This window comes from Streptomyces sp. NH27 (assembly GCF_056859195.1).
Genome location: NZ_JACEGK010000211.1, coordinates 1 through 12,542 on the forward strand (window position 1 = coordinate 1; position 12,542 = coordinate 12,542).

The 12,542-nt window shown below is 73.1% G+C and carries 10 protein-coding genes and 1 pseudogene; 4 read left to right on the top strand and 7 right to left on the bottom strand.

Annotation, left to right across the window (positions count from 1 at the left end):
• Positions 1 to 175: 175 nt before the first annotated feature.
• The gene (locus AC13HU_RS18500) at positions 176 to 616 is read left to right on the top strand and encodes a nitroreductase family deazaflavin-dependent oxidoreductase (RefSeq protein ID WP_483042999.1); all 441 of its coding nucleotides are present in this window, start codon (positions 176 to 178) and stop codon (positions 614 to 616) included.
• A gap of 182 nt (positions 617 to 798) precedes the next feature.
• On the opposite strand, the gene AC13HU_RS18505 is transcribed toward AC13HU_RS18500, so the two are convergent.
• The 7 genes from AC13HU_RS18505 to AC13HU_RS18535 form a co-directional block, all read right to left on the bottom strand.
• Positions 799 to 2,256: an MFS transporter gene (locus AC13HU_RS18505; RefSeq protein WP_483043000.1), complete on the bottom strand. Its 1,458-nt coding sequence runs from the start codon at positions 2,254 to 2,256 to the stop codon at positions 799 to 801.
• Between the two features lie 343 nt (positions 2,257 to 2,599).
• Positions 2,600 to 4,222: a tetratricopeptide repeat protein gene (locus AC13HU_RS18510; RefSeq protein ID WP_483043001.1), complete on the bottom strand. Its 1,623-nt coding sequence runs from the start codon at positions 4,220 to 4,222 to the stop codon at positions 2,600 to 2,602.
• 251 nt (positions 4,223 to 4,473) lie between these two features.
• Complete coding sequence (locus AC13HU_RS18515) at positions 4,474 to 4,596, bottom strand: hypothetical protein (RefSeq protein WP_483043002.1); 123 nt, start codon at positions 4,594 to 4,596, stop codon at positions 4,474 to 4,476.
• Between the two features lie 352 nt (positions 4,597 to 4,948).
• Positions 4,949 to 5,509: a PspA-associated protein PspAB gene (gene pspAB, locus AC13HU_RS18520; protein WP_483043003.1), complete on the bottom strand. Its 561-nt coding sequence runs from the start codon at positions 5,507 to 5,509 to the stop codon at positions 4,949 to 4,951.
• Positions 5,509 to 6,408: a zinc metalloprotease HtpX gene (gene htpX, locus AC13HU_RS18525; RefSeq protein WP_483043004.1), complete on the bottom strand. Its 900-nt coding sequence runs from the start codon at positions 6,406 to 6,408 to the stop codon at positions 5,509 to 5,511. Before htpX ends, pspAB begins: the two co-directional genes overlap by 1 nt.
• A 270-nt stretch (positions 6,409 to 6,678) precedes the next feature.
• Positions 6,679 to 7,632: a quinone oxidoreductase family protein gene (locus AC13HU_RS18530; protein WP_483043005.1), complete on the bottom strand. Its 954-nt coding sequence runs from the start codon at positions 7,630 to 7,632 to the stop codon at positions 6,679 to 6,681.
• Positions 7,633 to 7,792: 160 nt separating this feature from the next.
• Positions 7,793 to 8,953, bottom strand: coding sequence for a citrate synthase (locus AC13HU_RS18535; RefSeq protein WP_483043006.1), 1,161 nt, complete (start codon positions 8,951 to 8,953; stop codon positions 7,793 to 7,795).
• A gap of 105 nt (positions 8,954 to 9,058) precedes the next feature.
• On the opposite strand from AC13HU_RS18535, the gene AC13HU_RS18540 reads away from it, so the two are divergent.
• From AC13HU_RS18540 to AC13HU_RS18550, 3 genes and pseudogenes are all read left to right on the top strand, one after another.
• Positions 9,059 to 10,474: a citrate/2-methylcitrate synthase gene (locus tag AC13HU_RS18540; RefSeq protein WP_483043007.1), complete on the top strand. Its 1,416-nt coding sequence runs from the start codon at positions 9,059 to 9,061 to the stop codon at positions 10,472 to 10,474.
• Between the two features lie 494 nt (positions 10,475 to 10,968).
• Positions 10,969 to 11,346 carry a thioredoxin gene (gene trxA, locus AC13HU_RS18545; RefSeq protein WP_483043008.1) on the top strand — a complete coding sequence of 126 codons (378 nt, stop codon included), beginning with the start codon at positions 10,969 to 10,971 and terminating at the stop codon, positions 11,344 to 11,346.
• A gap of 269 nt (positions 11,347 to 11,615) precedes the next feature.
• Positions 11,616 to 12,542 (top strand): annotated as a pseudogene (locus AC13HU_RS18550) (bifunctional 3'-5' exonuclease/DNA polymerase); the annotation flags it as partial.

Below are 12,542 nucleotides of genomic sequence, written 5' to 3' on the forward strand. Positions count from 1 at the left end.
GGGCCGGCGGCCGGGTTCGACGGTTCTGGTGTCACTTCCGCGATGCTAGGAACGTGTTCCAGTTTTGGCAAGGGCTGACTGAGCGCTCGCTCAGCGGGTCGCGGTGCCGCTCGATGGGCAGGTGTACCTACGCTTGAACGTCACTGCCCCGACCCTTTGTGATGGAGCGTTGCCGATGAGTGCGTACGACCCGAACAATGTGAAGATCAGCCCGTCGACGTGGGTAGCCGAGCAGGCCGAGCGGTACGAGTCCTCCAACGGTACCGAGGGCACCGACATGAACGGCTCGCCCTGCCTGCTCATCGACTACCTCGGGCGCCGCAGCGGCGTCTGGCACCGTACGGTGCTGATCTACGGGCGGGATGGGGACGACTATCTGATCGTCGCGTCGAAGAGCGGCGCCGACGAGCACCCGGTGTGGTTCCTGAGCGTGCGGGACAACCCCGAGGTGCACCTGCGGGTGGACGGCGAGCGCTTCGCCGCGCGGGCCGAGGTGCTGTCGCCGCAGGAGAAGGCACGGGTGTGGCCGCACCTGCTGGAGGTGTACGCACCCTACGAGGAGTACCAGAAGAAGACCGAGCGGGACATCCCGGTGGTGCGCCTGCGCCGGGTCTGATCCGGCCGCCCCGCGCGACGCGGGAGTACAGACACACGGGACCAAGAGGTGCAAAGAAGTAAGGGGCACCCTCCTGAGAGGATGCCCCTTACTTCCTTACTGCTCACGGTCCCGCGCCGCTGTACGGTCGCCCGCCGCTTTACGGTCCCGCGCCGCTGCAACGGCCCCGCGCGGCCCGGCGGTTACTTCCCGTGCTTCCTGCCGCGGACGGCGAGCGTCGCGGTCAGCACCGTGAGCGCCACCTCAAGGGCGAGCAGGAACTCCAGGCCGAGCCCGAAGGCGTGCGGGTAGCGGGCCGGAGCGCCGTCGCCGGTCGCGCCGTAGAAGATGATGCCGATCAGCGCGATGCCGAGGGCGCCGCCGATCTGCTGGATGGTCGCCACCACCCCGGACGCCGCACCGACCAGATCCTCCCGGACCGTGCCCAGCGCGGTGTGGGTGAGCGGCGCGATCACCAGGCCCATTCCGATGCCGTCCACGGCCAGGCCCGGCGCCAGCTCCCACAGGCTGCCGGTGGTGCCGGAGGCGTGCACCGCGGCCCACAGCCCGCCCAGCCCAACGGCTATCAGCAGCGCGCCGACCGGGACCGTGGCGGCGCCCATGCGGGCGGCGATGCGGTGGGCGGTGGTGGAGGTCAGCAGGTAGCCGCCGCCGATGGCCAGGAACACGGTGCCGGACTCCAGGGCGCTCAGGCCACGACCGGCCTGCAGGTACAGGGCGAGGACGAGGAAGAACGAGCCCTGCCCGGTCCAGAAGACGAGTTGCGCGAACGCGCCCCACGAGAAGCCCGGCTGGCGGAAGAGCGCGGTGTTCAGCACCGGGTCGCCGCCCCCCCGGCTCAGCCGGCTCTGGTGCGCGACGAACGCGGTGGCCAGCACCGCCGAGCCGGCCAGGCTGAGCCAGGTCCACAGCGGCCAGCCCTGCGCGCGGCCCTGGATCAGTGGCAGGACCAGAGCGACCACGGCCGCGGTCGACAGCACCACACCGGTGTTGTCCAGTCGCGGCCGGCGCGGCGCCCGCGACTCGGCCAGTGCCCGGGGCGTCAGTGCCAGGGTGACCAGCCCGACCGGCACGTTGATCAGGAAGCACGCGCGCCAGTCCAGGCCGAACATGTCCGCCTTGATCAGCAGGCCGCCGATGAGTTGCCCGAAGACGGCGCCGACACCCATCGTCATGCCGTACATGCCGAACGCGCGGGCCTGCGCCTTGCCGGTGTAGGCGGACTGCAGGATCGCGAGCACCTGCGGGCCCATCAGCGCCGCCGACAGGCCCTGCAGGACGCGGGCGGCGATCAGGGTGCCGGCGGTCGGCGCCACGCCGCACGCTGCCGACGTGACGGTGAACAGGGCGAGCCCGATCGAGAACATTCGGCGGCGCCCGAAGATGTCGCCGAGCCGGCCGGCCGTGATCAGGCCGGTCGCGACGGCCAGGGCGAAGCCCGCCACCACCCACTGGATCGAGGCGGCGCCCGCGTGCAGGTCGCTCTGCACGGCGGGGATCGCCACGTTGACGATGAAGAGGTCCAGGGCGGTCATGAAGGTCGCGACCAGAAGGACCAGCAGGCCCAGGCCGGACCGGCCCTCGGTCGCGACGGCGGGGTGCGGCGCGGGCGGGGAGAGGGTGGATGTGGCCGAGGCCATGACGGTGCTCCTGTTCTTGTCTGCGGGACCGCCCGGACCGTGGTGGTCCACGGAACGGCCGGTTCGCGGGGCTCGGCCCTGGCTACTCGGAGCCGGGCCGCTTGCGCGGTGTCCTTGCAGGTCAAGACATTACGGAGCGAGCCGTCCAGGCGAATCAGTCACGGTTAGGTACTTGCGGCGGCCGCTATCGGACACGCCGTCGCGGGCCGCGGGCCGGCAAGGCAAGGAGACCACACGGCAGCGGCAGCGGACGGACGATGGAACCAAGCGGCAGCGGACACGGACGGGCCGAGTCACGCGCCCTCGACACGGACAGCGCGTATGCCGGGGCGCGGCCCAGGCGTCAGCGGGGGCTGGTGAGCAGGGGCGCGAGTGCGTCAAGTGCCAGGGTGAGCCGCGGAGTCGTGCAGTGGCGGGCCAGCCGGGCGGCGTCACGGGCGAGGGTGCGCGCGGCGTCGTGATCGCCCGTCAGGGCGCGGGCCTGGGCGGTGCGCGCCGAGTACAGGGCGCGGTCGCGGACGAAGCAGGGGGCCTGCATCGCCAGGGCCTGTTCGAGCAGCGGGCGGGCCTCGTAGGGCAGGCCGAGGTCGAGCAGCGCCAGGCCCTGCTGGGCGGCGAGTTCGGCTGCGTCGAACCAGTACAGCCAGGGCGGGGTGGACTCGTTGTCGGCGGCGTCCAGGCGTCGTTCGGCCTCGGCGGCGGCCCGCCGGAAGGCGCCCTCGGCGCCGAGCCCGGCATGCGCGCGGGCCAGCCGGATCGCGGCCAGCGCGCGTACCGCAGAAGGTGTGCCGCCCGCGGCCCGGACTGCTGCCTCCGACGCGGCGACGGCGTCCTGCGGATGCCCGGTGGTTACGGCCTGGAGCGCGAGGCCGCCCCACAGGGCGACCGCGAGCGAGCGGTCCCCGGCGGCGTGGGCGAGCCGCAGTCCGGTCAGGTAGTGGCGCTGGGCGACGCCGTGCCGGCCGCCGTCGGTGGCCACCCAGCCGCCGAGTTGGGCAAGGTCGGCGGCGGTCCGCAGCAGCCGCCGCTCGATGGCGGGGCTGTGCGGTTGCCGCTCCAACAGCCCGCGGACCAGCCGCAGATCGGCCTCGACCCGGTGCCGTACGGCCGAGCCGCCGAGCCGGTCGTCCAGCCGCCGCAGCCCGAGCACGCCGGCTTCCAGCCAGTCCAGCACCCCGCTGTCCACGGTCCCGGGGGCTCCCACCTGTTCGGGTACCCGCGCGCGCCGGGTGAAGCCCGGCGCCGGATCTGGGCGTACCGGCTGGGCGCCGCGGCCCGGGTCGACCGACCATACGGCCGCACGGCCGGCGGCGCGGGGGCCGATCCGCGCACCGGATACGGCCCATACGCCGGGAACGGCTCGCGTGCCGGGAACGCTACGTGGTTCGGAAACGATCCGTGATTCGGGGCCGGTTCGCCCCTCGGAAGCAGCAGAGGCGCGGGCCCCGGCGGTCCCCGCGGGCACGCCCGACGCGCCAGAACCAGGACCCCTCTTGTCCGGGACGGAATCCGACGGCGTTGACGGTACTGACGGCGCGGCGACGGCCGTGTCCCAGTCGGCGATCGCGTTCCGCAGCGCAACCCCCTCCGCGAGCGGGAAGCCACGGGAGCCGTCCGCCGCGTCGTCGAGAAGCGCGTCGAGCGCGGCGCGGCTGCCGTCCGCGTCCCACGGCAGACCGTCGGGCATTCCGGTATGAGCGGGCAACCAGTTTGGCCACGGGTGCAGTTCGAGCTCGCGCGGGGCGACGCCCAGCGCGCGGGCGAGCGCGCGCTGGCTGTCGACCTCGGGCACCACGCCCCAGTGCTCCCACCGCCACACCTTCTCGCGCCGCGCGGCCATCGGTACGCCGAGCACCCGCGCGTGATCCGCGATCACCCGTGCCAAGTCCTGGTAGCTCCAGCCGTGTCGGCGTCGCACATGGGCCAGTGGATGCGTGGACGCGGCGGGCGCACCCTCTCTTGCCACGTTACTTTCGTCCATTCACCTGGTCCCCACTGGACTCACCCGTTGCGCCGCACAGCACCCGCGCGCGGCGATCAGGTTTTCGAATGTCAACTATGCCGTGTCTCAAACCTGTTGGGCGACCGGCCCACCCGGACGCTCCGCGTCCCGATCCGTTCCAAACCCCGGACACAATACGGGACTACATCGAGACAACAGATCCGGCCTTGTCCTGAACTATCGCGTACCGATTGGCTGTTCGCGATCACTGGACGTCACGATCCGGCCCGGCTGCCGTACTGGACCAGCGCACGGGCCCGCAACAGCGTGCGGGCGGGCTTCGACTGGTGGCTGCACTGGGACGGCACGCTGTACCCGCGGCTGCCGATCGACCTCAACTACCTGGCGTACGGCACATTCCACCCCGGCGACACCGTGGCCGCCGGCGCGCTGTTCAACCGGATCGGCGCACCCGAACTGCTGCCGTTCGTGATCGTCGGTGTCGCGCCGGCCATGTTCGGCTTCGGCCATGCGGAGATGAGCCACCACGTGCACAACGCGGGCGCCCTGTACGCGTACATCTCGCGCGGCCTGGGCCCGGCGGCCGAAGGTGCACGCCGGGATCGGCCAGGGCAACGAGGCGTTCCAGCGGGAGAAGGCAGCCTCGGCCGCGGGCTCGGCCGAAGGCCCCGCCTGATCCTCCGCCCGGTCCGCGACCGGACCCGCTTCACCTCGGCCGGGCGCCCGGGCTCAGTCCGTGAGCCCCGGCGCTCCCCATACCGGGAACCAGCGCGACAGGTCCTCCTCCAGCCGCAGGTCGTTCGCCACGAGCGCCTTGACCTGGAGCTCCAGGGCACTGTCGCGCTTTTCACCGGGAAGCGGACAGAACGGATAGAAGCTGCCGCGCTTGTAGAGATAGACGAGCGCGAGGGTACGGCCGGCGGGGTCCTTGAAGCTGACCAGCGAGCACAGCAGCTGGGGGCCGAAGCCCTGCTGTTCGAGCGCGGAGTTGATGGCGTGCAGGTCGGTGACGAGGTCGGTGGTCTCTTCGGGGCTGTGACGCGAGAGCAGCCACGTGTAGCCGTATCCGTCCTGGCTGGTCTCGACCGTCGGCAGCAGGCTGCGCAGGTCCTGCTGGATCTCGGCGAACGCACCCCCCTCGACGGCGGCGAAGCACACCGCGCCCATGCCGGTGGGGCGCAGGTCGCTCGCCGCCTGGAGGGTGATCGCGGCGGAGGTGAGGCCGAAGAGCTGGTCGAGGTCGGGGCGGACCGGCTTGCTGCGGCCGAGCAGCACATCGAGGAAGCCCATCAGCGGCGGTCCAGTTCGAGGGTGATCTGGCTGAGCTGCTCCAGCCGCCGCTCCAGCGTCGGGTGGGTGGAGAGCAGCTTGGAGGTGGTGGAGTCGCCACTCAGCGCGGGGGCGAAGAAGAACGCGTTGAACGGCTGGGACTTGCGCAGGTCCTCGGTGGGGATGGCGGAGATCTGGCCGCTGACCTTGGTGAGCGCGGAGGCCAGCGAGGAAGGACGGCCGGTGAGCAGGGCGGCGCTGCGGTCGGCGGACAGCTCGCGGTAGCGCGACAGCATCCGGGTGAGCAGGAAGCTGATCGCGTAGACGACGGCGCTGACCAGCGGGATGAGGACGACGAGCGCGTTGCTGCCCGGGTCGCGGCTGCGCCGGAAGCCGCCGAACAGGGCGATGCGGGTCATCACACCGGCCAGCACGCCGAGGAACGACGCGATCGTCATGACGGCGACGTCCTTGTGCGCGACGTGCGACATCTCGTGCGCGATGACGCCCTCGAGCTCATCGGGCTCCAGGCGGCGCAGCAGGCCGGTGGTGGCACACACCATCGTGTTCTGCTGGTTGCGCCCGGTGGCGAAGGCGTTCGGCACGTCGGAGTCGGCGATCGCGACCCTGGGTTTGGGCATGTCGCCCAGGGCGCAGATGCGGTCGACGACGCCGTGCAGCTCGGGGGCCTGCTCCGGGGTGACCTCCCGGGCGCCCATGCTGAAGGCGGCGATCTTGTCGCTGAACCAGAACTGCGCGATGAACAGCCCGCCGGCGATGAGGAGGATCATCGGCCAGGCGCCGTGCAGCAGAGCGAGCAGCACGCCGACGAAGACGACGTAGAGCAGTCCGATCAGGAACATCGTGACGACCATGCGGGTCGTCAGTCCCCGGTCGGGGGCGAAGCGGTTACGTGGCATGGCCCCTCCCGAGTCGTACGGGGCGCGGGTCGCAAGACCGCGGCCCGATGTACTCCATAGATTGGTGAACAGGTACGCCTGTCGGCTACCTACCCAACGATGCAACGTCTCGGACGTCCCGTCCGGTTCCACTTCCGTCGTGGCATTCGAGTGGGGTCGCCCACAGACGGCTCTGGATGGGCTCCGGACGGGTGACGACCTGGCTCCGGACGGTATCGGGAGGGGCCTGCACCGCGGATCGCCGCGGAGCGCCGCGGGCGGCCGTACGGGTCAGGCGCGCACGTCGAGGACGACCTTGCCGGTGGTGCGGCGGGCCCGCAGGTCCTCGTGGGCGCGGGCCGCGTCGGCCAGCGGGTGGACCGCGCCGATCAGCGGGCGCAGCCGGCCGTCGGCGGTCATGGCGAGCAGTTCGCCGAGCGGCTCGTGGTACATGCCCGGGCGGCCGAGGCAGTGCGCGAGCCAGAAGCCGATCACGGCGCGCGAGCCGCCCATCAGCCGGGCGGGCTCGATCGGGGTCGGCGGGATGCGCGAGGCCATCCCGTACGTCACCAGGCGGCCGAAGGGGGCGAGCGCCGCGAGCGATGCGTCGAAGACCGGGCCGCCGGTCATCTCCAGCACGACATCGACCTTGTGGTCGCCGTTCGCCTCGACCAGGCGCTCCTTGAGGTCCTGCGGGTCGGCGTCGACGGCGGTGTCGGCGCCGAGTTCCAGGGCGAGCGCGCGCTTTTCCTCGGTGGACGCGGTGGCGATCACCCGGCCGGCGCCGAACGCCTTGGCGAGCTGTACCGCCAGCGAACCGGTGCCGCCGGCCGCCGCGTGCACCACGACGCTCTCACCGGGGGCGAGCCGCGCGCAGGTGCGCAGCAGGTGCCAGGCCGTCACGCCCTGGATGACCAGGGACAGCGCCTGGCCGTCACTGACGCCGTCGGGCACGTCGTGGGCGAGGCGCTCGGCCACCAGCGCCTTCTCCGCGTAGCCGCCGTTGTCGGTGAGGGCGACGACCCGCCGGCCGTCGGCGGTACGGCCGACCACCTCCGCGCCGGGCACCATGGGCAGCGAGGAGCCCGCCAGGTAGCTGTTCTCGACGGTGTGGGTGTCGGCGTAGTTGACGCCCGCGGAGTCGACCTCGATCAGGAGCCGACCGGGCTGCGGGACGGGGTCGGGCAGTTCGGTGAGGCGCAGCACCTCGGGGCCGCCGAACTCGGTGATCTGGATCGCGCGCACGGTCGCCACTCCTCCGGGTGAGGCGGTCCCCGCCGGGTGACGGGAACCTCGACTCCAGAGACTACCGACTGGTCAGTATGTATGGCACGATCGGCCGCCCGAGTCGCGCACATCTCCGGCGACTCGGGCGGCCCGGCCCGGGCCCAACAGGACGAGCGGATCAGGCGGCCGGCACCGGTCGCGCGGGCGGCGGGCCGACATAGCGCGCCAGCGGGCGGATGATCTTGCTGTCCTCCGCCTGCTCCAGCACGTTCGCGCTCCAGCCGACCATCCGGGCCGCGGCGAAGGTCGGGGTGAACATCTCGCGGGGCAACCCGCACAGCTCCATAACCACACCGGCGTAGAACTCGACGTTGATGTGCAGGTCGCGGCCCGGCTTCAGCTCGGCCAGTATCGCCTCGGCCCGCTCCTCCACCTGGAGGGCGAAGTCGACCAGGTCACCGCCGAAGTCGCGTGCGATGGCCTTGAGCATCCGCGAGCGTGGGTCCTCGGTGGTGTAGACGGGGTGGCCGAAGCCCATGATCCGGTCGCCGGCGAGCACCCGTTCGCGCAGCCAGTCGTCGATACGGTCCGGGGTGCCGATCGCATCCAGGGTGTCGAGCGCCCGGCTCGGCGCTCCGCCGTGCAGCGGGCCGGACAGCGCGCCCAGCGCGCCGACCAGGCAGGCGGCCAGATCGGCACCGGTGGAGGCGATCACCCGCGCGGTGAACGTGGACGCGTTGAAGCCGTGATCGACCGTGGAGATCAGATAGCTCTCCACCGCCCGCGCCTGGGCCGGCGCCGGCTCCCGCCCGGTCAGCATGTACAGGTAGTTCGCCGCGTACGGCAGGTCGTCGCGCGGCTCGACCGGCGCCAGCCCCTGCCCGAGCCGGTGCAGCGCGGTCACCAGCGTGGGCACGGCGGCACACGCGGCCAGCGCGTCCGCCCGGCGGCGCTCGGGGTCGATGTCGTACAGCGGGCGGAACCCGGCGGACGCCCCCGCCAGCGACAGTGCGGTGCGCAGGCCCGCGAGCGGCCCGGACAGCGCGGTGGAGCGGGCGATCGCGGGCAGCGCGGCCGCGACGTCGGCGGACAGGTGGCGCAACGCGGCCGTACGGGTCCGGAACGCGGCCAGTTCCGCCGCGTCCGGGAGCGTGCCGTGGAACATCAGGTGCCACACGTCCTCGAAGGTGCGGGTCCGCGCGAGCTCCACCGCCGAGTACTCCCGGTAGTGGTAGAAGCCTTCGGCCCCTCGCACGTCGCCGATGGATGTCTCGGTGACGACGACGCCCTTGAGACCGCGGGGTACGTCGATCGGGGCGCTGGGCTCGGTGGTCGGCATGGTCTTCCTCCTTGGGTATGTACTTGACTGTCCATGATTGATTCAGGAGTGTCAATGTTGATTGAATCAATGCATGATGAGGTCGAGTACAGATACGGTGGGGCCATGACGAGGGAGCAGCCGAAGCAGGCAGGGCGGCCGGGTCGGAAGGACACGGGCATCGACGGCACCGACAGCACGGGCGGGAGCGCGGGCCCGGGCCCTGGCGGCGAGTTGGGCGGCGAGGGCGCGGAGGCGCGGATCGGCACCCGGGAGGCGGCACGGCGGCTCGGGGTGAAGCCGGAGACGCTGTACGCGTACGTCAGCCGCGGGCTGCTGGACAGCCGCCGCGCACACGGCGGCCGGGGCAGCACCTTCGACCCGGAGCAGGTCGCGGTGCTGGCCAGGCGCGGGCGGCCCGCGGCGCAGCCGGACCCGGCGGCCGGTCCGACATCCGGCGCTGCTCCCGGCGCGGCACCAGGCGGCGGCACGACCGAGGGCTGGGGCCGGCTCCGCACCGGAATCACCCTGATCGAGACCGACCGGTACTTCTTCCGAGGCGTCGACGCGGTCGGCCTCGCCGGGGCATACGGCTACGAGGAGGTCGCGGAGTGGCTGTGGACGGGGGTGCTACGGCCCGGCACCCGGTTCGCCGCCGCCGCTGCGCCGCTCGCCGCGGCCCGTACGGTGGCCGGTGCGCTGCCTGCCGGGAGCGGCCCGATGGACCGGCTGCGGGTCGCCGTCGCGGCGGCGGCGAGCGCGGACCCGCTGCGCTTCGACCTGTCGGGGCCGGCCGTCCTGGGCACCGCGCGCAGCCTGATCGCGACACTGGTGGACGCGCTGCCGCCGGTCGGCCGTCCCCACGAGGGCGACGGCCCGCTGGCACTGCGGCTGTGGCCGAAGCTGACCGCCACCCCTGCCGACGAGGCGGCGCTGCGCGTCCTGGACACGGCGCTCTCGCTGCTCATCGACCACGACCTGGCCGCATCCACCGTCGCGGCACGGGTCGCCGCCTCGGCCCGCGCGCACCCGTACGCGGTTGTCTCGGCGGGGCTCGGCGCCCTCGACGGGCCGCTGCACGGACAGGCCAGCGCGCTTGCCCACCGCATGCTCGCCGAGGTGGCGGCGCAGGGCGGCGCGGGTCCGGTCGTCGCGGAGTACCTGCGGGCCGGGCAGCGCATCCCCGGCCTCGGGCACCGGCTCTACCGGGGCGAGGACCCCCGCGCCCGTACCTTGTTCGCGCTCCTCGACGAGGTGCCCGCCGCCGCGTCCGCGCTCGGTGCGGCGCGCGAGGTGGTCGCGACGACCGCCGCCCACCACCGCGACCTGCACGCCAACGTCGATCTGGCCCTCGGTGTGCTCTCCGTCTCCCACGGGATGCCGCCGCAGGCGGGCGAGACCGTGTTCGCGGTGGCCCGCACCGCCGGCTGGATCGCCCATGCCTTGGAGGAGTACGCCGAGCCCCCGCTCCGTATGCGCCTGATCGGCGCCTATACCGGACCGCGCGCCGGCCGCCCCCTTCCCCGGGCCGACCAGAGCTGACCGGGGCCGGCCTGCACCCACCGCGGGCCGACCGGGCGGACGGGCCGATCAGGTCCGGGCCGGACTTGCCGGGCGCGCGGCGGAGTGCGCGGCATGCGCGGCCCGGCGCTCGGCCCGGCTCAGACGCCGGTGAGCCGGGGGACGCGGCCGACGAGTTCGGCCCACTCCGTGTCCGTCTGGCCGGGCACCATGCGACCGGCGGACTGCCATTGGGCGGCCAGAGCGGCGAAGAGGGGCGCGTCAGGCGCTTGCAGAACCGTTACACCGGGGCCGGGAGTGCTTCCCGGCCGCCAGGCCACCGGAGCGCCGGTAGGCGGGGCCGCGGCGGTGCCACTGACCGTGAGATCCTGGCGAATCCACTTCGTTGCTGCCATACGCCGATCAACGAGGACGAGTCGGGTGCGCCACTGTGACGGCGGACGCGGCACACGAACGAGTGACAACGGCACCGCGCGGCCCCGGAATTTCCGGCGGGCGCCGCCCGTTCACCTCGCATGAGCACTGTGGAGCTGACCAAGGAGAACTTCGACGAGGTCGTGTCCGACAACGACTTCGTCCTCATCGACTTCTGGGCCGCCTGGTGCGGACCGTGCCGGATGTTCGCGCCTGTGTACGACAAGGCGTCGGAAAAGCACGGCGACCTGACCTTCGCGAAGGTCGACACTGAGGCGCAGCCGGAGCTGGCGGCCGCCTTCCAGATCCAGTCGATCCCGACCCTGATGATCGTGCGCGACAAGGTGGCGGTCTTCGCGCAGCCCGGCGCGCTGCCCGAGCCCGCGCTCGAAGACGTCATCGCCCAGGCGCGCGCGCTGGACATGGGCGAGGTGCACAAGGCGGTCGCCGACGCGCAGGCCGGCGACGCCTCCGCGTAGCGCGAGCCGGGGGCCGAAGCCCAGGCCGGGACCGAAGCCGTGGCCCCACCCGTCGCCTCGCAGGGTGCAGGGTGCCGGCGGGGCGTGCGCCGACACCCTGGCCCTTGCTTCGGCGGCCCCGACGCCCGGCCCGAGCCGGGCCACCGACCCCAGGTGTCCCTCCCCCGTCCGCGGGAGAGGGCACCTTTCGCGCTCCGCCCACGGCGGCTGCTGGGCCGGGTCAGCGCGGGCGGCGGGGCATTGTCGGTGGTCGCGCCTAGGGTCAGGGTATGGAGAGCGTGGTGGCCGTGGTGCCGGACCCGGTGGGGTCCGGAGGTCGGTTGTGCCCGCTCGGCCCGGACGCGCGGCCTGCCGGGGCGGTCGAGACGGTGCCTGATCTGGCCGCGGCGGTGGCGCGGGGCGAGGCGGCCGAGCGGCCGCGCTGGGTGTGGGCGGCCACCGACGAGATGTATCCGCGGCTGCTGGAGCGCGCCGCGGTGCGGCCGGCGCGCTGCCATGACGTGAAGCTCGTCGAGTCGCTGCTGCTGGGAATGGCCGGGCGGCACGGCAGGCCGCGTTCACTCGGCGCCGCGTGGGCGCGGCTGCACGAACTGCCCGAGCCGCGGGACGCGCCGGAGCCGGGCGCCGACGACCAGCCGGTGCTGTTCGCGGCCGATCGGCACCATCTGCCGCAGGACGTCGACCCGTTGACCGCCCTGAGCGCCGTCTACGCCGACCAGCGGCGCCGGATCGCCGCGAGCGAGCACCCGGACCGTACCCTGCTGCTGTGCGCCGCGGAGTCCGCGGGCGCGCTGGCCGCGGTGGAGATGGGCCGGGACGGCCTGCCGTGGAGCGCGACCGTCCACGACGAACTCCTCACCGGCCTGCTCGGCCCCCGCCCGGCCGGCGGCGCCCGCCCCGCGATCCTGGGCGACCTCGCGCTGCGCATCCAGCAGGCGCTGGGCCGCCCGGTCAACCCCGACTCCCCCGCCCAGGTGCTGCCCGCCTTCGCCCGGGCCGGAGTCCAGTTGCGCACCACCCGCTCGCACGAACTGCGCGACGTCGACCACCCCGCCGCCGCCCTGCTGCTGCGCTACAAGGAGCTGTCCCGTATCCATGCCGCGCACGGCTGGGCGTGGCGCGAGGCGTGGGTGCGGACGGGGAGGTTCCGGCCGGAATACGTGGTCGGCGGGGTGGTGTCGGGACGGTGGGCGACG